General features: G+C 64.5%; 18 protein-coding genes. 10 read left to right on the forward strand and 8 right to left on the reverse strand.

Annotation, left to right across the window (positions count from 1 at the left end):
* Positions 1 to 19 precede the first annotated feature (19 nt).
* Together ACPFMJ_RS19290 and ACPFMJ_RS19295 are read left to right on the forward strand one after the other, a co-directional pair.
* A complete protein-coding gene (locus ACPFMJ_RS19290; protein WP_424361510.1) occupies positions 20 to 2,119 on the forward strand; it encodes an ABC transporter ATP-binding protein/permease in 2,100 nt (699 codons plus the stop codon).
* On the forward strand, positions 2,116 to 2,835 hold the full coding sequence (locus ACPFMJ_RS19295) for an RlmE family RNA methyltransferase (protein WP_424361511.1): 720 nt from the start codon (positions 2,116 to 2,118) through the stop codon (positions 2,833 to 2,835). Before ACPFMJ_RS19290 ends, ACPFMJ_RS19295 begins: the two co-directional genes overlap by 4 nt.
* On the opposite strand, the gene ACPFMJ_RS19300 is transcribed toward ACPFMJ_RS19295, so the two are convergent.
* Positions 2,832 to 3,845, reverse strand: a complete 1,014-nt coding sequence (locus ACPFMJ_RS19300) for an adenosine deaminase (RefSeq protein ID WP_424361512.1) — start codon at positions 3,843 to 3,845, stop codon at positions 2,832 to 2,834. The two genes, ACPFMJ_RS19295 and ACPFMJ_RS19300, sit on opposite strands and share 4 nt — an antisense overlap.
* A gap of 87 nt (positions 3,846 to 3,932) precedes the next feature.
* Positions 3,933 to 5,270: an MFS transporter gene (locus tag ACPFMJ_RS19305; RefSeq protein WP_424361513.1), complete on the reverse strand. Its 1,338-nt coding sequence runs from the start codon at positions 5,268 to 5,270 to the stop codon at positions 3,933 to 3,935.
* On the opposite strand from ACPFMJ_RS19305, the gene ACPFMJ_RS19310 reads away from it, so the two are divergent.
* Entirely contained in the window at positions 5,269 to 5,457 is a 189-nt protein-coding gene (locus tag ACPFMJ_RS19310) for a hypothetical protein (protein WP_424361514.1), read from the forward strand. The genes ACPFMJ_RS19305 and ACPFMJ_RS19310 overlap by 2 nt on opposite strands.
* Here ACPFMJ_RS19310 and radC read toward each other — a convergent pair.
* Both radC and map read right to left on the reverse strand, forming a co-directional pair.
* Positions 5,435 to 6,154, reverse strand: a complete 720-nt coding sequence (gene radC, locus ACPFMJ_RS19315; protein WP_424361515.1) for a RadC family protein — start codon at positions 6,152 to 6,154, stop codon at positions 5,435 to 5,437. The two genes, ACPFMJ_RS19310 and radC, sit on opposite strands and share 23 nt — an antisense overlap.
* The gene (map, locus tag ACPFMJ_RS19320; RefSeq protein ID WP_424361516.1) at positions 6,151 to 7,002 is read right to left on the reverse strand and encodes a type I methionyl aminopeptidase; all 852 of its coding nucleotides are present in this window, start codon (positions 7,000 to 7,002) and stop codon (positions 6,151 to 6,153) included. The genes radC and map overlap by 4 nt, the downstream gene beginning before the upstream one ends.
* A 167-nt stretch (positions 7,003 to 7,169) precedes the next feature.
* Between map and ACPFMJ_RS19325 the strand changes: the two genes are divergently transcribed.
* From ACPFMJ_RS19325 to gpt, 3 genes are read left to right on the forward strand one after another with little or no spacing between them, the layout of a single operon-like run.
* On the forward strand, positions 7,170 to 8,315 hold the full coding sequence (locus tag ACPFMJ_RS19325; protein ID WP_424361517.1) for an OpgC family protein: 1,146 nt from the start codon (positions 7,170 to 7,172) through the stop codon (positions 8,313 to 8,315).
* 60 nt (positions 8,316 to 8,375) lie between these two features.
* A complete protein-coding gene (locus ACPFMJ_RS19330; protein WP_424361518.1) occupies positions 8,376 to 9,134 on the forward strand; it encodes a competence/damage-inducible protein A in 759 nt (252 codons plus the stop codon).
* A 26-nt stretch (positions 9,135 to 9,160) separates the two neighbouring features.
* A complete protein-coding gene (gpt, locus tag ACPFMJ_RS19335) occupies positions 9,161 to 9,667 on the forward strand; it encodes a xanthine phosphoribosyltransferase (protein WP_424363917.1) in 507 nt (168 codons plus the stop codon).
* Positions 9,668 to 10,038: 371 nt separating this feature from the next.
* On the opposite strand, the gene ACPFMJ_RS19340 is transcribed toward gpt, so the two are convergent.
* The gene (locus ACPFMJ_RS19340) at positions 10,039 to 11,556 is read right to left on the reverse strand and encodes a CHAD domain-containing protein (protein WP_424361519.1); all 1,518 of its coding nucleotides are present in this window, start codon (positions 11,554 to 11,556) and stop codon (positions 10,039 to 10,041) included.
* Between the two features lie 242 nt (positions 11,557 to 11,798).
* Between ACPFMJ_RS19340 and ACPFMJ_RS19345 the strand changes: the two genes are divergently transcribed.
* The 4 genes from ACPFMJ_RS19345 to ACPFMJ_RS19360 all read left to right on the forward strand — a co-directional run bounded on the left by ACPFMJ_RS19345 (position 11,799) and on the right by ACPFMJ_RS19360 (position 14,986).
* A complete protein-coding gene (locus tag ACPFMJ_RS19345; RefSeq protein WP_424361520.1) occupies positions 11,799 to 12,050 on the forward strand; it encodes a hypothetical protein in 252 nt (83 codons plus the stop codon).
* 107 nt (positions 12,051 to 12,157) lie between these two features.
* Positions 12,158 to 13,447: a hypothetical protein gene (locus tag ACPFMJ_RS19350; RefSeq protein ID WP_424361521.1), complete on the forward strand. Its 1,290-nt coding sequence runs from the start codon at positions 12,158 to 12,160 to the stop codon at positions 13,445 to 13,447.
* Positions 13,369 to 13,734: a hypothetical protein gene (locus ACPFMJ_RS19355; RefSeq protein WP_424361522.1), complete on the forward strand. Its 366-nt coding sequence runs from the start codon at positions 13,369 to 13,371 to the stop codon at positions 13,732 to 13,734. Before ACPFMJ_RS19350 ends, ACPFMJ_RS19355 begins: the two co-directional genes overlap by 79 nt.
* Positions 13,735 to 13,780: 46 nt before the next feature.
* Positions 13,781 to 14,986: a sugar-transfer associated ATP-grasp domain-containing protein gene (locus ACPFMJ_RS19360; RefSeq protein WP_424361523.1), complete on the forward strand. Its 1,206-nt coding sequence runs from the start codon at positions 13,781 to 13,783 to the stop codon at positions 14,984 to 14,986.
* A 101-nt stretch (positions 14,987 to 15,087) separates the two neighbouring features.
* Here the strand turns inward: ACPFMJ_RS19360 and ACPFMJ_RS19365 are convergent, their stop codons facing one another.
* The 3 genes from ACPFMJ_RS19365 to ACPFMJ_RS19375 all read right to left on the reverse strand — a co-directional run bounded on the left by ACPFMJ_RS19365 (position 15,088) and on the right by ACPFMJ_RS19375 (position 17,429).
* A complete protein-coding gene (locus ACPFMJ_RS19365) occupies positions 15,088 to 16,494 on the reverse strand; it encodes an amino acid permease (protein WP_424361524.1) in 1,407 nt (468 codons plus the stop codon).
* A 103-nt stretch (positions 16,495 to 16,597) separates the two neighbouring features.
* Positions 16,598 to 16,939, reverse strand: coding sequence for a small metal-binding protein SmbP (gene smbP, locus ACPFMJ_RS19370; RefSeq protein ID WP_424361525.1), 342 nt, complete (start codon positions 16,937 to 16,939; stop codon positions 16,598 to 16,600).
* A gap of 88 nt (positions 16,940 to 17,027) precedes the next feature.
* Positions 17,028 to 17,429, reverse strand: coding sequence for a DUF3775 domain-containing protein (locus ACPFMJ_RS19375; protein ID WP_424361526.1), 402 nt, complete (start codon positions 17,427 to 17,429; stop codon positions 17,028 to 17,030).
* Between the last annotated feature and the right edge of the window lie 40 nt (positions 17,430 to 17,469).

A 17,469-nucleotide genomic window follows, 5' to 3' on the forward strand; every position in this document is an offset into this window, starting at 1 on the left:
ATCCTTCAAAGGGCCAAAGATGCGAAAGTTGAGCGCGGCCGTCGCCGCCTTCGCCGTTCTTGCCGCGCTGATCGGCGCGCATAGCAAGGACACAGATCTGTTCGTGATCGCTGTCGCCGCCGGGCTTTGCGCCTACACCACCTGGCGCGGCGCCGAGATGTCGAGCTTCATGAAGATCTTTGCAACGATCTTCTCGACGGAGACGATCGTCTTCGGCTTCGTCCGGCTGCTGCAAGCGGAAGGGGCCTGGCCTCAGAGCCTCGCCAGTTACGCGCCGCCGGAGAGCATGTCGGTCACCGTCGCGGTCTTCTCCATCATGGTCTACGCGATTTCCCGCATCCCCGTGGTGCAGGAGATGACGCGCATCGCCGACCTCTACTTCAACGCCCCCGACCGGGGCGAAGCGCGCGTCTGGCCGTTCCCGCGCTTCACCGCGCGCGAGAGGGCGATCGCCATCGCGATGATCGTCGTGCTGGTGCTCATCAATCAGGGGCAGGTCGGCATTTCCGTGCGCCTGTCCTTCTTCAACCGCGACTGGTTCAACGCGATCCAGGAGAAGAACGCCCAAGAGTTCTGGCGCCAGCTTCTTTATGTCTTCACGCCCTGGGCCTTCATCTACGTCACCACGGCCGTGGTCGAATATGTGCTGAAGTCGATGCTCACCATCCGTTGGCGGCGTTGGTTGACCGAGCATTACGTCCGCCGCTGGCTCGGCGCACATACGCATTACGGCATGACGCTCGCGGGCGGCGACGCGGATAACCCGGACCAGCGCATCGCCGAGGACGTCAACCGCTTTATCGACGGCGGCGAGGAAGGCTACGGCATCTACTCCTACTCGATCCTGCTGATCTCGACGCTCAGTTCGCTCGTCTCCTTCTCCTTCGTGCTGTGGGAGCTCTCGGGCAATTATGCGCTGCCGGGCACGAATATCTACATCCCGGGCTTCCTGTTCTGGGTCGCGCTGATCTACGCCTCGCTCGGCACCATCGTGACGCATCTCATCGGTCGCTCGCTCACGCGGCTCTTCTTCGAGCAGCAGAAGCGCGAAGCCGACTTCCGCTTCTCCCTCGCGCGCTTGCGCGAATATAGCGAGCAGATCGCGCTGCTCTCGGGCGAGCACGAAGAGGAGGGTTCGCTGCTGCGGCGCTTCCAGCGCGTCTTCGGCAACTATCTGGCTATCGTGCGGAAGCGAAAGGAACTGATGGGCTTCACGGCCGCTTATGGGCAGCTTTCGCCGATCATTCCCTATCTGATCACGGCGCCCTTCTATTTCGCGGGGAAGATCCAGCTCGGCGTGATGACGCAGACGGCGAGCGCCTTCGGCCGCGTCGAGGGCGCGCTCACCTTCTTCATCAATTACTATACCTTCCTCGCGAGCTTCAAAGCCGTGCTCGACCGCCTGAGTTCCTTCGACCGCGCCATCGACGCCGCGCGGACGCAGCAGGAGCAGGGCCGGGTCGTCTCGCGCGGCGCCGCCCGCGATCTCGCGCTGCGCGATCTGACGCTCGCGCTTCCCGATGGACGGCGCATCGTCAATGTGGACGCGCTTGCTTTGGAGCCAGGCCAGTCGGCGCTGCTCACCGGCCCTTCGGGTTCGGGGAAGTCGACGCTCTTTCGCGCCATCGCCGGCATCTGGCCGCATGTCTCGGGCGAGATCGTCCTGCCTCAGGGCGCGAGCGTCATGCTTGCGCCGCAGCGCCCATACATTCCGATGGGAACGCTCGCCCAGGCGGTGGTCTATCCCGGCAACGCCGACGATTACTCCCGCGCCGACATCGAGGAAGCGCTGCGCGCCGCCCGGCTCGCGCCTTTTGTCGAGCGGCTCGACGAAGATAATAATTGGGGCCAGCGGCTTTCGGGCGGCGAGCAGCAGCGCGTGGCCATCGCCCGCGCGCTTCTCGCGAAGCCTGATTGGCTCTTCCTCGACGAGTCGACCTCGGCGCTCGACGAGAAGCTCGAGGGCGAGATTTATGCGATGCTGCGTGAGCGCCTGCCCAAGACGACAATCGTCTCGATCGGCCATCGCTCGACGCTGCACGACTATCACGACCGCCAGATCGTGATGGAGCCGGGCGCCGACGGGTTGTTCGTGCCCCGCGACAGGGTGATGGCGTGAGCGAGGGCAAGACCGGATCCGGTCGCGAGGGCGGACGCTCGCTCAAGACAAGGGTAAAGACGGCGCGCAAGCGCTCGCTGTCTTCCACCCTCTGGCTCGAGCGCCAGCTCAACGACCCTTACGTCGCGCGCGCGAAGCGCGAGGGCTATCGCTCGCGCGCCGCCTACAAGCTCATCGAGATGGATGACCGCTACCATCTCCTGAAGCCCGGAGGCCGCATCGTCGATCTCGGCGCCGCGCCCGGCGGCTGGTCGCAGATCGCCGCCGACCGCGTGAAGGCCAAGGACGGCAAGGGCAAGGTCGTCGGCGTCGACCTGCTCGACATGGAGCCCATCGCTGGCGTCTCCTTCGCCGTGAAGGACTTCAACGACGACGACGCGCCGGACTTCATCAAGGGCATGTTAGGGGGCGAGGCCGATGGCGTCATGTCCGACATGGCAGCGAACGCCACGGGCCACAAACAGACAGACCATCTTCGCATCGTCGCGCTCGCCGAGCTTGCAGCCGAATTCGCGATGGACGTGCTGGCGCCGGGCGGCTTCTTCGTCGCCAAGGTCCTGCAGGGCGGCACGGAGGGGCAATTGCTTGCGCGGCTGAAGCGCGATTTCGCAACCGTGCGCCATGTGAAGCCGGCGGCGAGCCGGGCGGATTCGGCGGAGCTTTACGTTTTGGCGACGGGGTTTCGCGGGAAGCGGCAGGAGCAGGTGGAAGCTTAAGCCGCTTGCTGCGTTTTCACGTAGGCGTCGATTTCTGCGATCCTGTCCGGCTTGCCCTGCTCCGATAGGAACGAGGCCGCGAAGCTATTTTTCGCAAGCTGGCCGAGTTCGCCGCGGCCAAGCGCAAACGCTTCCTGAACCACGCGGTAATTGGCGTTCACATAGCCGCCGAAATAGGCCGGATCGTCGGAATTGACGGTGACGACGACGCCCGCATCCATCAATCGCTTCAGCGGATGTGCGCGCATGTCCGGATAGACGCGCAGGCGAATGTTGGAGAGCGGGCAGATCGTCAGCGGAATACGCTCCCCCGCCAGCCGCGCGACAAGCGCTCGATCGTCGATGGCGTGGACGCCGTGATCGACGCGTTCGATCTGCAAGCGGTCCAGCGCCTCGGCCACATAAGCGGAGGGCCCTTCCTCTCCCGCATGCGCGACGGCACGCAGGCCAAGCGACCGGGCGCGTTCAAAGACTTCCGTGAATTTGCCGGGGGGATTGCCGGCTTCAGCGGAGTCGAGCCCGACGCCGCTCATGCGATCGAGCCAATGGCTTGCGGCGTCGAGCGTCGCCATCGCGTCTTCGGCGGGAAGATCGCGCAGGAAACACATGATGAGCCGCGAGGTCGGTCCGCCTTCGCGAGCGGCGTCCTTCATCGCCGCGCTCAATCCCTCGACGACGGCCCCTAACGAGACGCCGCGGCGCGTATGAGCCTGCGGGTCGAAGAAGATTTCGGCGTGACGGATGTTTTCGTCGCGGGCGCGCGCGAGATAGGCGCGCGCGAGGCCGTAGAAATCCTGTTCAGTGACGAGGACCTGCGTCGCCTGATAATAGAGATCGAGAAAGTTCTGAAGATCGCGGAAATCATAGGCGCGTCGCAGGGCTTCCACAGAGGCGTAGGGCAGTTTCACGCCGTTGCGCTCGGCGAGCGCGAAAACCATCTCCGGCTCCAGCGTCCCCTCTATGTGCAGGTGAAGCTCCGCCTTCGGCAGTCCGGCAATAAATTCGTCCATGGCGCTTTCACATCTTTCCACGAAGTTAGATGGCGCGGCCATGCTTGCCGGAAAGGCGTTTCGCGGCCGTCAATTCCGGCCCTAAAACTAAGCGCGTCGCCCCGTCAGCTCGTCGCCCGCATTCGGCGCAAGACGGAGGAAACTCGACACGGAGAGCGCCGAGATGGCGGCGACGACATAGAAGGCGGGCGCGAAATCAGCCGCTTGCAGCGCCCCGCCGCCATGCAGCCCGCGAATGGTTTCCAGGGACGCAGCCCCGATCGCTACGCCGGTCGAGAGCGACAATTGCTGCCCGACCGCCGCGAAGCTCGTGGCGTTGCTCATCGATTCCTGCGGGATGTCGGCGTAGCAGATGGCGTTGAGCGCCGTGAATTCGAGCGAGCGGAAGAAGCCGCCGACGAGCAGCACGACCATGATGATCCCGTGCGGCGTCGCCTGCGTGAAAAAGGCGTTGGCGAGCAGGAAGGCCGTAGAGATCAGCGCATTGGCGATGAGCACGCGGCGGAAGCCGAAACGCTTCAGGATCGGCTGCGCCGTCGTCTTCATCACCATGGCGCCCGCCGCCGTAACGAAGGTGAGAAGGCCGGATTCATAGGCGCTGAGATTGAAGCCGACCTGGAGAAGCAGCGGGAGCAGAAACGGCACGGCGCCAAGTCCGATGCGGAAGAGAAAGCCGCCATAGATCGCCGCGCGGAAGGTCGGGATGCGCAGCAAAGCGAGGTCGATGATCGGATATTTTGTTTCCCGCGCATGGGAGAGATAGGCGAAGAGCGCCACTGCCCCGAGGCCGATGATCAGGGCGACGAGGGGCGCCGGCGCGAAGCCGCGTCCCAGGATCGTGAAGCCGAACACGATGAAGGAGAGGCCAAAGCCGGAAAGCGCCGCGCCCTTGACGTCGAGCGGCGGGACGCTTTCCTCGCGAAGGTTGGGAATGAAGCGCGTGGTCAGCGCAGCGCCGAGCAGGCCGATCGGCACGTTTATCCAGAAAATATAGCGCCAGTTGAAATAAGTCGCGAGAAAGCCGCCAAGCGGCGGGCCGATCAGCGGGCCGATGAGCGCCGGGATGGTCAGCCAGGCCATGGCGCGCACCAGCTCGTGACGCGGGGCCGTGCGCAGCAGGACGAGCCGCCCCACGGGCACCATCATGGCGCCGCCGAGCCCCTGGATAACGCGCGACGCGACGATCGTTGCGAGCGAGTGGGAGAAGCCACAGAGGATCGAGCCGAAGGTGAAAACGCCAATCGCCGCGCGAAAGACCCGGCGCGCCCCGAATTTGTCGGCGGCCCAGCCGGAGAGCGGTATGAAGACGGCAAGCGAGAGAAGATAGGCGGTCAGGGCGAGTTTCAGCGCAACTGGGTCTTCATGGAGATCGGCCGCCATGGCGGGCAGGGCGGTGGCGAGCACCGTGCCGTCTAGATTCTCCATGAAGAGCGCCGTCGCGACGATGAGCGGCGTGATGAAAAAGGAGGGCAAAAGCCTCGGCTCCCGTCATTGCGAGGAGCAAAGCGACGAAGCGATCCAGGGCGGCGACGGGACGCTGGATTGCTTGGCTTCGCTGGTAATGACGGGATTTGCATCGGCCGCGCGCGTCATATCAGCTTCAGCCCTCTGAAGCTCGACTGTCCGTTGCGGCCGACGATGAGATGGTCGTGAACCGAGATGCCGAAGGGCTGCGCGATGGCGATGATGTCCTTGGTCATGCGGATGTCCGCCGTGGAAGGCGTCGGGTCGCCGGACGGGTGGTTATGGGCGAGGATCAGCGCGCTCGCGCCGAGCTCCAGCGCGCGCCGCACCACCTCGCGCGGATAGACGGGCGTGTGATCGACCGTGCCGACGCCCTGCACCTCATCGGCGATGAGCGCATTGCGCTTGTCGAGGAAGAGGATTCGAAACTCCTCGCGCTCCGCATAGGCCATGGCTGTGCGGCAATAGTCCGTCACGGCCGAGAAGGAGGAGAGCACCTTGCGCTTTTCCAGCGCGCCGCGCGCAAGGCGTCGGGCCGCCGCTTCCGTCACCTTGAACTCGACGATAGCGGCTTCCGGTAGGCCCGGCACTTCTTTGAGGCGCTCCGGGCGCGCAGCTAAGGCTTCGGCGAAGGAGCCGAAGCGGTCGATCAGCGCCTTGGCCAGCGGCTTCACGTCGCGTCGCGGAATGACGCGAAAGAGCAGCAGCTCCATCAGCTCGTAATCCGCCAGCGCGCTCTCGCCCGCCTCCATGAAGCGGTCGCGCAAGCGCTGGCGATGGCCGTGATAATGCGGAACCGGGGCGTCTTCCATGCCCGGCGCGGCGTCGCCCTTGGGCGGCGTCATGCGGCGGCGCTGGCCGAGCCTGACGGCGAGCCGGAGGGATTGTCGAGACCCTTGGGCGAAGCCGTGAATATTTCAACGCCCGTTTCCGTGACGCCGATCGAATGCTCGAACTGCGCCGAGAGCGAGCGGTCTCGGGTCACGGCCGTCCATCCGTCCCCGAGAATCTTGACCGACGACTTGCCCAGATTGATCATGGGCTCGATGGTGAAGAACATGCCGGGGCGCAGCTCCACGCCCTGTCCCTTCACGCCGTAATGCAGGATGTTCGGCTCGTCGTGGAAGACGCGGCCGAGGCCATGGCCGCAGAAGTCGCGCACGACCGAGCAGCGTTCGCCTTCCGCGAATTGCTGGATCGCCGCGCCGATGTCGCCCGTCGTGGCGCCCGGCTTCACCGCGGCGATGCCGCGCAGAAGCGACTCATAGGTCACGTCGATCAGGCGCTGCGCCTTCCGGGGAATTTCCCCGACGCCGAACATGCGGCTCGCATCGCCATGCCATCCATCCACGATGAAGGTCACGTCGATATTGACGATGTCGCCCTCGCGCAGCGCCTTGTTGTCCGGCACGCCGTGGCAAACGACATGGTTGATCGAGGTGCAGATCGACTTGCGATAGCCGCGATAGTCGAGGGGGGCCGGATAGGCGCCGTTGGCGATGGCGAAGTCGAAGACGAGGTCGTCGAGCTGCTGCGTCGTCACGCCCGGCTTGACGTGCGGGACCAGCATGTCGAGCGCTTCGGCGGTGAGGCGGCCGGCCTTTCGCATGCCTTCGAAATCCTCGGGCCCGTGCAACTTGATCTGCCCGCTCTTGCGGCCGGCGGGGGCGAGGTGGGACTCGATGAAGGTCATACGCGCTCGTCTGGTTCCTGAGGGTTGGGGATTATCGACAAGGTAGTGATTTGCGCGGCCAAAGCAAGGACGACGACCCCGGGGACCATTCGGCGCTTCGTGGTCTCGGCGCCGGATTTGTATGTTGCGAGCGGCGGTAGCAAACGAGGCCCATCCGCGGGGCTTCGATGAAGAAAATCGAGCGAACGCCGGCCTTGCAACAAAAACGTATCGATTCGATCGACTTCTGGCGCGGGGTCGCGCTGGTTGCGATCCTGGTCAATCACATCCCCGGCAACGTCCTGGGGGCGATCACGCCGCGTAATTTCGGCTTTTCCGACTCGGCGGAGCAGTTTGTCTTCCTCTCCGGCGTTTCCGTCTATCTGGCCTATGGCGAAGCGAGGTTCAGGCGCGGCTCCGCCGCGGCCGTCGCCATGGCGCGCCGCGCAGCAAAGCTCTATGGAGCCCATCTGGCGCTGACGGCCGTGGGCCTCGCCTTGTTCTGGGGCGCCAACCATTTCACGCCAAACGACCTCCTCGGGGCGGAATTTGGGCGCGCGACGCCTTTTCTCGACCCGGTGAGAGGCGTTCTTGGCATTTTGGCGCTCAGCCATCAGGTCGCCTATTTCAACATCTTGCCGCTCTATATCGTCCTCCTGGCGACGGCGCCTCTGCTGCTCGCCCTCGCCTTGCGCGGCCGCTTCGAGATGCTCGCGGCGTCGGCCGCCGTTTATGCGGGAGCGCGAATAGCCGGGGTCAATCTCCCTTCGTGGCCGGAAGCGGGGGGCTGGTATTTCAATCCCTTCGCCTGGCAATTCATGTTCGCGCTCGGCATTTTCTGCGGTGGGGCGCTGCGCGGGGAGGGGGTGCCCTTCAATCTTGGCGCGCTAAGGGTTTCGCAGGCGTTTACGGTCGCCTCGGCGCTCGTCGTTTCGAATGTTTTCGGACTGGCGCCGGGCCTTGTCGACGAGGCGGGGCGTTATCTCGACTGGGACAAGAGCCAACTCGGCGTCGCGAGGATCGTCGATTTCGTCGCGCTTGCCTACACGGTCTATTTCTCCCGGCTGAATTGGAGCGTCCGCGAAACGGCTGTCTTCGAGTTCTTTGCGCAGCTGGGCCGGAATCCTTTGCCTATTTTTTGTGCGGGAAGCCTGATCAGCGCCCTCGGACAAATTCTTGCGGACTCGGATTTGGCCTCGCCGGTCTTCGACGTCATCTATGTGGGCGCGGCGCTTCTGCTGCTATACGGCCTCGCCGGTCTTTTCGACCGAGCCGGGCCGGCTTTCGCGAGAACGGTCGTCGGGACGCGGCGAAGCGCGGCCCGCGAAGCCTAGCGAGGCTTGGCGGCGCCCTCCTGGATCGCCATAATCACGCCTCCAGGGAGGCGGGCGGACATGAAAGAACCCGGAACGGGCGAGGGGCCGGCGACAGCGGCGGTTCTCGTCATTGGCGACGAGATCCTGTCGGGGCGCACGCAGGACGCCAACACCCACTACATCGCCAGATATCTCGCCGAGATCGGCGTCGACCTGCGCGAGGCGCGCGTCGTGCCCGACGAGGCCGAGGAAATCGTCGTGGCGCTGAACGCCCTGCGCGCCCGCTACACTTATGTTTTCACGACGGGCGGCATCGGCCCGACGCATGACGACATCACCGCAGACGCGGTGGCCGCGGCCTTCGGGGTCGGGATCGGGGAGGACCCCCGCGCCATCGCCATGCTGCGCGAACGCTTCACCGAGGAGGAACTCAACCCGGCCCGGCGGCGCATGGCGCGCATCCCCGACGGCGCCGAGCTTGTCCGCAACGGCGCCTCCAAGGCGCCGGGTTTCTGGATCGGCAATGTCATCGTCATGGCGGGCGTGCCGACCATCATGCAGTCGATGATGGACACGGTGGGTCCACAGCTCAGGTCGGGCGCGCGCGTTCAGGTCGAAACCGTCGATGCGGGGTCGATTCCGGAGGGCAGCTATGCGATGAAGCTCGAGGAGATCGCCCGTGCGCATGAGGGCGTGAGCATCGGTTCATACCCGCATTTTTCGGCGGCCGGCATTCGCAACCAGATCGTGCTGCGCAGCCGGGACGCGGCGCGCCTCGCCGTGGCGGGGCAGGCGGTTCGGGCGCTCCTCGCGGAATTGTCTGCGCAGGCGTCATGAGAAGAATGGGCGAGGGCGACATGCAGATTATCAGCCCGGACAAGACTTTTCCCGTCTCCTGGGACATGTTCCACCGCGACGCCCGCGCGCTGGCGTGGCGCCTCGCGACCATCGGGGGCTTCTCGGCCATTGTCGCGGTCACGCGCGGCGGCCTCGTGCCGGCGGGCATCGTCGCGCGCGAGCTTGGCATCCGCGTGATCGAGACGGTCTGCGTCGCGAGCTACCACGAGGAGACCGAGCGCGACACGATCGAGGTTTTGAAGCCCCTGACGGACACGATCCTCGCGCGGCCAAGCGAGGAGGTGCTCATCATCGACGACCTCGTCGATACGGGCGCGACCGCGAAGGCCGTGCGGGAAATGCTGCCCAAGGCCCATTTCGCCACCGTTTACGCCAAGCCGCAGGGCCTGCCGATGGTGGATACTTTCGTCACCGAGGTCTCGCAGGACACCTGGATTTACTTCCCCTGGGACACGGCGCTCACCTTCCAGGCGCCGATCCGCAAGACGCAGCGCGCGACCCGGCGGGGCTAAAACAAAGCTTGGCGCCGTCGATGAGCCCGCCCTATAAGGTCGTCGCGTGATCCATGCATTGCGGGCGTGGCGAAACTGGTAGACGCAACGGACTTGAACAATTTGAGTGCTCATGCCGGGAAACCGCGCGAGTAGAACCGCTCAAAGTCGGGGAACCCTCGAAAGTGGCGATCCCGAGCCAAGCCCGCCTCTTTGGCGGGAAGGTGTAGAGACTAGACGGGCGGCGCCTAAGGCGTTTTGTCGCTAAGGCGAAGGGATAGTCCAGACCCCAAACTCGCAGCAGCGGGGCGGCGAAAGCCGTGGCGGGTAAGAAAATCCGTAGGGCCGAAAGGCCTGTGCCGGTTCGATTCCGGCCGCCCGCACCAAGCGTTTCAGAAGGGCCTCGATCGCGCGACGTCGCGGTAGGCGTCCAAGGCAGCCGAGAGCTTGCTTTCCGGGTCGCCGTCAGGCTGCGCGAGCCGGCCTGCCGCAAATCCGATCAGCGGATCGGCTCCGGCTGGCAGACTGCGTATCTCCTCAGCGAGAAATTCAGCCCTCGTTTGCTCGTCATGTAACTCTCCAAGGCAGTCCTGCATGCGCTCCAGGCGATCAAGCAGCCGGCGCAGGGCCTTGCGCCCGGAGACAAGGTTGGGCGCGGTTTTAAAAAAGCCCGCCATATATCGTAGCTTTTTCGCCTTGATGCGAACCTTGTGGCGCTCGGCCGGATCGAGTTCCGCCAGGTCGCGGGCGCGCTTCACGAATTTGCGAAGCTCCTCTTTGAGCCTGCGCCGCGCAAATGGACCGAGAGGCTCCTGCGCGCTCTCGCCCCGCCGCCAGCCGCCTTCCTCGATCCAGGCGGAAATATCGATTAACAGCCGCCGCAGGCGCAGGGACGCCACGGCGGCGTTCACCGCGTCGTGCCCCTGATTCCTTTTGGCTCCCGTGCGCCTTGCGAGCGCCGCTGCGCCGGGATTGTCGCCGCTTTTCGCCGCCGGTTCAAAGGCGTTGTCCTGGAAGACATCCAGATCCCGCGCCTCGCCAAAGACATGGGAAATCCATTTCAGCTCGTCGTCGATGCGCTGGAAATCCTCGCCGCCAACAACCGGCTTGAACAATTGAAGGGCGGCTCTCAAGCGCCGCAAGGCGACGCGACCCTGATGCACCGCCTCAACCCGATCCGGGCGTTCGAGGGCCTGCAGATTCACGATGAAATCATGCAGGCAGCTATGGCAGACGAGTTGGAACGCCTCGGCGCAATTCATCCGCCTGGAGAACTCAGGCGGGCGTCCCTTGAACGCGCGTCCCCAAGCGCCATCGACCAAGAGATGGCCTCGCTCCGCCTTGCTGATGAGATTGAGAGCGATCGGCGCAGCCGCGCACAAGCGGCGGGCCAATTCGAAAAGCTCTTTCTTCTCCCCGCTCTTCAGTTCGAGTTCCAGCTCGACGAAAGGCGCGAGCGCGCCTTTGCATCTGACCTCGCCGAGATCGACGGCCGCTTCGATCTCACTTCCGTTGAAATCCAGAGTCGTAGCCTCCCGCTCGACCTCCACCTCGAAATTCTGCTTGAGACGCCTGCGTACCTTTGGCTTCCTGACAAGATGCGCCAGAGGCGTGGCGTCGAATGCGCCGACGTTTGGCGTAGCCCCATCCGCCTCGGTTTCATATTCGTCTCTTTCAAGCGTCGAGGGCTGTTCCCGCTTGATCGTCTGCTTGCTTTCGGGGCCCTCGCCGCGCACGCGCAGGGTCGCGCCGCGACGCCATAGAAAGTTGTCCGCCGTATCGAAGTAGTGCGAGACAAGATGGTGGCGCTCGGTCGAGCTGGTGTTTTCGCGACCCAGCGCCGCCTTTACGGCAGGCAGGGCGTGTGGAGAAAAGACGAATTTGAGTTCGGATTCAACGCCGTTAGCCATTGACGAGCCCTTAGATGCGGCGCGCGCAATTCAAAGCTGTGGCGGGCGGTCGCGAAGGGAAGGAACGCTGGCGCTTCTTTTTTTGACCTTGCTCGAGCGGGTGATGCGGCGTCTTGAAATTGGGGTTAGCGGGCGCCTGACACCATTGAAAAATCTGTCTGTGGCCTCATGCTGCGAACCGCGACAGTCTCTACCTTTGGTGAAGGATCGTATTTCATCGATCGCACACAAGGGAAAGGACCATGAAGAGTTTCGTTCATGTAGCGCTTGCCGCTTTGATCGTCGTCGCGCCGGCCCCCGCTTTGGCTTTCCTCCACGACGGCCATCATGGATCGTCCCATCACACGGGCTGCTTCGTCACGACGTCGCCACAGCATCACACCAAGGGCGTTCGTCATTGGCGCAATCCATGCCCGCATCACGAGCGCAAGCATCTCAACCCCTATCATCCCGGGTATCACCGGCCGGATCGTCCGCATCCTTCGCCGCATTGATGGCGAAAGCGCCCGCTTCCGCCATCATCCTTAACCTTTATTAACGCTTCGACGACATCATGGGCCGCGCGTGAACATATGCGCGACCCATGATTCGACGAGCGGTGATGAGCGACGCAGCGAAGCGACTTTTGAGCGACCAGGCCTTCGCAAGCGTCACGGCTGCTCACGCCGTCGAGCGGCTGAAGGTTTCGTCCTCCCGGTCGCGTCTGGAGATGATGCTGGCCTCCGGCGGCGACGAGCGCATCTGGCCGGATCCGACCTCGCGCCGAAACCGCTATGGGACGCCGACGCCGCCCGCGCCCGACGAAGTCTGGTTTTCATCTTCCACCGCGAGCGCCATCACCGAGCGTGGCTATCAGGCGGCGTGCGAAGCTTTCGACGCGCTCTCTGAGGAGAGCGGCGATCTCGCCGGTTGGTTCGACGACATCCGCGCACGCATCGTCGCGCAATTCGGCGCGCCCGGGGTCGAAGCGGTTCTCACTGCGTCGGGCACGGAAGCCGAGCTTGCCGCGCTCGCCGTCGCCAAGGCGCTGCTCGGCCGCCCCATCGCCAATATCGTCGTCGCGCCGGACGAGACCGGCAGCGGCGTGGCGCTCGCGGCGACCGGCGCGCATTTCGCGGCGACGGCCGCCTTCGAGCCGAATGTCGAGAAGGGCGCCCCCCTCGCCGGTTGGGAGAAGGATGACGTGGTCATGCGCCGCGTCGAGATCCGCGACGCCGGCGGCCGCCTGCGTCCCCCCGCCGAAATCGACCGCAGCGCTGGCCTCGCGGTCGCCGACGCGCTGCGCACTGGCCGCGGCGCGCTGCTGCATCTTCTCGATTCCTCCAAGACGGGGCGCAACGGACCCGGGCGCGCCTTCGCGCGCGAGATTTCGGCGAACGCCGCCGGCCGCGCGCTGGTCCTCGTGGACGCCTGCCAATTACGCAGCTCGGCCGAGCAGATAAGAGCCGACCTCGCCGACGGCTTTCTGGTCATGATCACCGGCTCTAAATTCGCTGGCGGTCCGCCGTTCTGCGGCGCGCTGCTGATCCCGCCGGACAAGGCCGAGAAGCTGCGCGGCATGCGCCTGCCGGCGGGGCTCGCCGCCTATACGGCGCGATGCGATTGGCCGAAGAGCTTCGAAGGCGCCTTCGAAGCCGCCGACTTCGCGCCCGCCAATCTCGGCATGGGTCTGCGCTGGACGGCGGCGCTTGCGGAGATCGAGGCTTACTTCAACATTCCTGCGCGCCTGCGCGAGGAAATCGCGATGCTGTTCGCCGAGTCGGCGCGGCGCTGCGTCGCCGGCAATCCGGACCTCGACTTTCTCGACGCAGAATGCTGGCGGCTGGGGGGAAAGCCCTCGACGATCTTTCCGATCCTCACCCATCGCGGCGATCCGGCCAGACGCGTCTGATCTACGATTCGCTGCGCGCGTCGACCGGCGTCTTCGATTGCCCGGAATATGCGCGCGTCTGCCATGTCGGGCAGCCCGTCGTCATCGCCGGCCGCGCGGCGCTGCGCCTGTGCTTCAGCATGCCGCACGCAAATTTCGTCGCCGAGCGCATGGCGACGGGGCTCGATGTCGACGCCGCCTTCCTGCCGCTGCGACGCGACATGGAGCTTTTGTTCCGCAAATGGGGCGCGCTCGCCAAGCGTATCGGCGTGAATGGCGGGCTGACGCTCGCCGCATCCAATAGCTGAGGTTCGCGCGACGCCAGCGTCGAGCAAACAGACCGGGGGAACGTCCGTGGCCTTTTCCTTTTTGAGCCGCAAGCAGAAGACCGAAGCGCCGGCCGAGGCCGCGAGCTTCGACACGGCCCATGGCGGACCGCAAATGTCCATGGCCGAATGCATGCAGCGCGCGGCGCAGCAGACGGGCGCGCCGCCCATGCAATTGACGCGCGAATATTCGCGCCTCGCGTTCGGCCCGGGCAAGGTCTCCTTCGAAGATTACGTGAAATACCGCCTTTTCGACGACGCCTGGCTGAACGGCGCCGAGAAGGCGGATTTCATCGGCGCGCGTCGTAACCGCGACCTCGTGATCGAGATCAATTACCGCCATGACTGGCACGGCCTTTTGACGAACAAGCTCGTCTCGATGAGCTATCTTGCGACCTACGGCCTGCCGACGATCGCGCCGCTCGCAATCTATGCCTCCGGCATGACGATCGCGTCCGACAAGCTCCTGCGCTCGCGCGCGGAGCTGCGCGCCTTCCTGCTCGACGAGCGCCATTACCCCATCTTTGGCAAGCCGGTCGAAAGCTTCCAAAGCCTCGGCGCGTTGGCGCTCCTTGGCTGCGACCCGGCGAGCGGCGAGCTCATCGCCGTCGGCGACAAGCGCCTCAAGGTCGACGAGACGCTCGACGACATCGAGAAGCATTACGGCGCCGGCTATCTCTTCCAGAAGATGGTCAAGCCGCATCGCGACCTGATCCCAAAAATCGGAGAGCGTCTCGCGACGGTGCGCATCCTCACCATCGCGACGCCGGATGGCCCCAAGGCTTTCCGGGCGGGCTGGAAGATTCCGGCCGCCGGCAATGTCGCAGACAATTTCTGGCGCTCGGGCAATATGCTCGCGGGGCTCGATTTCGAGACGGGCCGAGTCGAGCGCGTCACGAGCGGCGTCGGCTTCGAGATGAAAGACGTGACGCATCATCCGGATACGGGCGCCGAGCTGATTGGCCTCGCCGTGCCGGACTGGGCGAAGATGAAGGCCACGGCCGTCGAGGGCGCGAAGGTGCTGCGCCATTTCGGCATTATCGGCTGGGACATGGCGGCGACGGATGACGGACCGGTGATCGTCGAGGCCAATGAGACGCCGGATTTCGGCCTCGTGCAGATCGCGGATCGTCGCGGCGTCATCTGCAAGGAGTTCAACGACCTGATCGCCCTGCAGCAGGCGGCCAACGCTGCTTATGTGAAGCGTATCAAGGAGTCGGTGGCGCGTCTTTAACGAGCTAACGCAGCCGTCATCGCGAGCGAAGCGAAGCGATCCAGGGCGACATATTCCCTTTTGGATTGCCTCGTCGCTTCGCTCGTCGCAATGACGAGGGATCAGGGAGACGGCGGAGAGGCTAGCTTGCTGTGCCGCCGGCCATACAGAAAATAAATCGCCAATCCGATCGCCAGCCAGATCAGAAACCGCTCCCAGGCGATCAGCGGAAGCCGAGACAGCAGCCATATTGAGAAGGCCACGCCGACGAGCGGCGTGAAGGGCACGAAGGGCGTGCGAAACGTCCTCGGCGCGTCGGGTCGCGTCTTGCGCAGCACGATAATGGCGACGCAGATGACGACGAAGGCCGAGAGCGTGCCGATATTCACGAGCTCCGCGACTTCCTTGATGGGATAGACCGCCGCGACGGCCGCCGTCAGCGCGCCTGCGATGAGCGTGGGGCGATGCGGCGTGCGAAAGCGCGGATGGAGAACCGCAAACCAGCCTGGCAGCAACCCGTCGCGGCTCATGGCGAACCAGATTCGCGCGCAGCCGAGGAGGAAGGCGAGCATGACGCTGGTGATGCCCGCCACCGCTGCGACCGAGACGATGAAGGCGACCCAGGGCAGGCCGATCGTTTCGAAGGCGGTGACGACGGGGGCCGCATTGTCGAGCGTGCGGTAGGGCGCAATACCCGTCAGCACGAGCGCCATCGCAACATAAAGGGTGAGCGACACGGCGAGCGACAGCAGCACCGCGCGCGGCAGATCGCGTTGAGGATCGCGCGCTTCCTCGGCTGCGGTTGTGAGCGTGTCGTAGCCAAAGACGGCGAAGAACACGACGGCGGCGCCCTCCGCGACCCCCGAGAAGCCGAAGGGCATGAAGGGCGTCCAGTTTTCGACGCGCACATAAGGCAGGCCGACAGCGATGACGAATATGACGGCCGCGATCTTAAGGATCACCATAGCCTCGTTGAACCGCGCGCCGAGCTCGATGCGCAGCGTCAGAAGGCCGGCGACGCCAAGCGCCCCGACAGCGGCCATCAGATCGACGACATGGCCTGGCCCCGTGCCGACCGCGCCAGCGGCCCAGGCGGGAAGGGGCAGGCCGAGCTGCGCCAGAAGCGCCTGCAAATAGCCGGACCAGCCTATGGAGACGACGGCGACGACGAGCGCATATTCGAGGAGAAGGTCCCAGCCGATGATCCAGGCGACGAGCTCGCCAAGCACGGCGTAAGCATAGGTGTAGGCGCTGCCGGCGACGGGGATGAGCCCGGCGAACTCCGCGTAGGACAACGCCGCGGCGCCGCTCGCAATGCCAGCGATCAGAAAGGAAAGCGCGACCCCCGGTCCGGCCTGCGTCGCCGCAACCACGCCCGTCAGCATGAAGATGCCGACGCCGATAATGCCGCCGAGACCGATGCTGGTGAGCTGCCAGATATCGAGCACGCGGTTGAAGCCTTTGCCGTCGCCGCCCTCGGCGCGCAAAAGCTCGATGGACTTGGCGCGCGTGAATTCGCGAAAGCTCATGCCCGGCCCTCCCTTGCTTGGGCTTCACATAAGCGATCGCGTGTCCGCTGTCATGTATGGCAAAAGAGCGGCTGGGGAGCCGCTCTTTTCAACCTTGGCGCTCTTACTTTTGCGCTGCTTCCAGGTGCGTCAGCGCTTCTTCGGCATGCTTCGTGGCGCCCGGCGCGTCTTTCTTCTTGCCGGTGTCGATGGCGGCTTCGAGGTGGGTAATGCCCTCCTTGGTATGCGGGTTCGCCTTTTCTGCTTCCGCCTGCTGGGCGTGCTTGAGAGCGGCTTCCGCATGCGTCACGAGAACGTCTGCATGGCCCATCTTGCCATGATCGATCGCTTCTTTCGTATGCTTGACGGCTTCAGCGAGGTGATGGCTCTCGGCAAGCGCTATTCGCGGCGCGAACGCCAAACCGAGGGCGAGGGAAAGCGCGACAGCGAAAACTCTGCGGTTCATCGTAGGCTCCTCAAATTATATCCGCCTCGCAGATATGGTGCGCCGTTGACCGATTCCAATGGGCTTCGACCGAGCCTGTCGCATCGGCTCACTGTCGATCTGCCGCAAAGAGCGCGCAGCTTTCTCCGAATTCGCCGAGTCCATTTTCCAGATGGGAGGCGAGCAGCGGCATGCCGAGAAGGTAGGCGGAGGTCGATCCCTCATGTCGCTCTCGAGCCAGGCGAACCGCTTCGTCCCAGTCTTCCGCGCCATATTCCCCACGGCCAATCCAGGCCAGCGCGACGAGCTCCGTTTGTTCGTCCACATCCATGGCGTCGATATAAGCGGCGACCTCGTCGCGCACGGAATCGTAGGCCTCTTCCGTGAGCACGCTCACGAATTTGTCGTCCGTCGGGTTCGAAGCGTCGGCGTCGACGCCTTCATCTTCGCTCTCCAGCTCGCGAGCTTTGACAACGACATAGCAGACCTTGTCGGTGTTGATGGTCGGCATGAAGCTTCCCCTTGGCTTTGATGGCTTGACCACGGCCCTT

The sequence above is a fragment of the Methylocystis parvus genome (assembly GCF_049675845.1).
Lineage (GTDB): Bacteria > Pseudomonadota > Alphaproteobacteria > Rhizobiales > Beijerinckiaceae > Methylocystis > Methylocystis parvus_A.

Bases quoted from the DNA above. Each gene is read 5' to 3' on its own strand.
- ACPFMJ_RS19290 (WP_424361510.1), top strand. From the start codon at position 20: ATGCGAAAGTTGAGCGCGGCCGTCGCCGCCTTCGCCGTTCTTGCCGCG.
- ACPFMJ_RS19300 (WP_424361512.1), bottom strand. From the start codon at position 3,845: ATGGACGAATTTATTGCCGGACTGCCGAAGGCGGAGCTTCACCTGCAC.
- ACPFMJ_RS19310 (WP_424361514.1), top strand. From the start codon at position 5,269: ATGAAGAGCGCCGTCGCGACGATGAGCGGCGTGATGAAAAAGGAGGGC.
- ACPFMJ_RS19305 (WP_424361513.1), bottom strand. From the start codon at position 5,270: ATGGAGAATCTAGACGGCACGGTGCTCGCCACCGCCCTGCCCGCCATG.
- radC (WP_424361515.1), bottom strand. From the start codon at position 6,154: ATGACGCCGCCCAAGGGCGACGCCGCGCCGGGCATGGAAGACGCCCCG.
- map (WP_424361516.1), bottom strand. From the start codon at position 7,002: ATGACCTTCATCGAGTCCCACCTCGCCCCCGCCGGCCGCAAGAGCGGG.
- ACPFMJ_RS19325 (WP_424361517.1), top strand. From the start codon at position 7,170: ATGAAGAAAATCGAGCGAACGCCGGCCTTGCAACAAAAACGTATCGAT.
- ACPFMJ_RS19330 (WP_424361518.1), top strand. From the start codon at position 8,376: ATGAAAGAACCCGGAACGGGCGAGGGGCCGGCGACAGCGGCGGTTCTC.
- ACPFMJ_RS19340 (WP_424361519.1), bottom strand. From the start codon at position 11,556: ATGGCTAACGGCGTTGAATCCGAACTCAAATTCGTCTTTTCTCCACAC.
- ACPFMJ_RS19345 (WP_424361520.1), top strand. From the start codon at position 11,799: ATGAAGAGTTTCGTTCATGTAGCGCTTGCCGCTTTGATCGTCGTCGCG.
- ACPFMJ_RS19350 (WP_424361521.1), top strand. From the start codon at position 12,158: ATGAGCGACGCAGCGAAGCGACTTTTGAGCGACCAGGCCTTCGCAAGC.
- ACPFMJ_RS19355 (WP_424361522.1), top strand. From the start codon at position 13,369: ATGCTGGCGGCTGGGGGGAAAGCCCTCGACGATCTTTCCGATCCTCAC.
- ACPFMJ_RS19365 (WP_424361524.1), bottom strand. From the start codon at position 16,494: ATGAGCTTTCGCGAATTCACGCGCGCCAAGTCCATCGAGCTTTTGCGC.
- smbP (WP_424361525.1), bottom strand. From the start codon at position 16,939: ATGAACCGCAGAGTTTTCGCTGTCGCGCTTTCCCTCGCCCTCGGTTTG.
- ACPFMJ_RS19375 (WP_424361526.1), bottom strand. From the start codon at position 17,429: ATGCCGACCATCAACACCGACAAGGTCTGCTATGTCGTTGTCAAAGCT.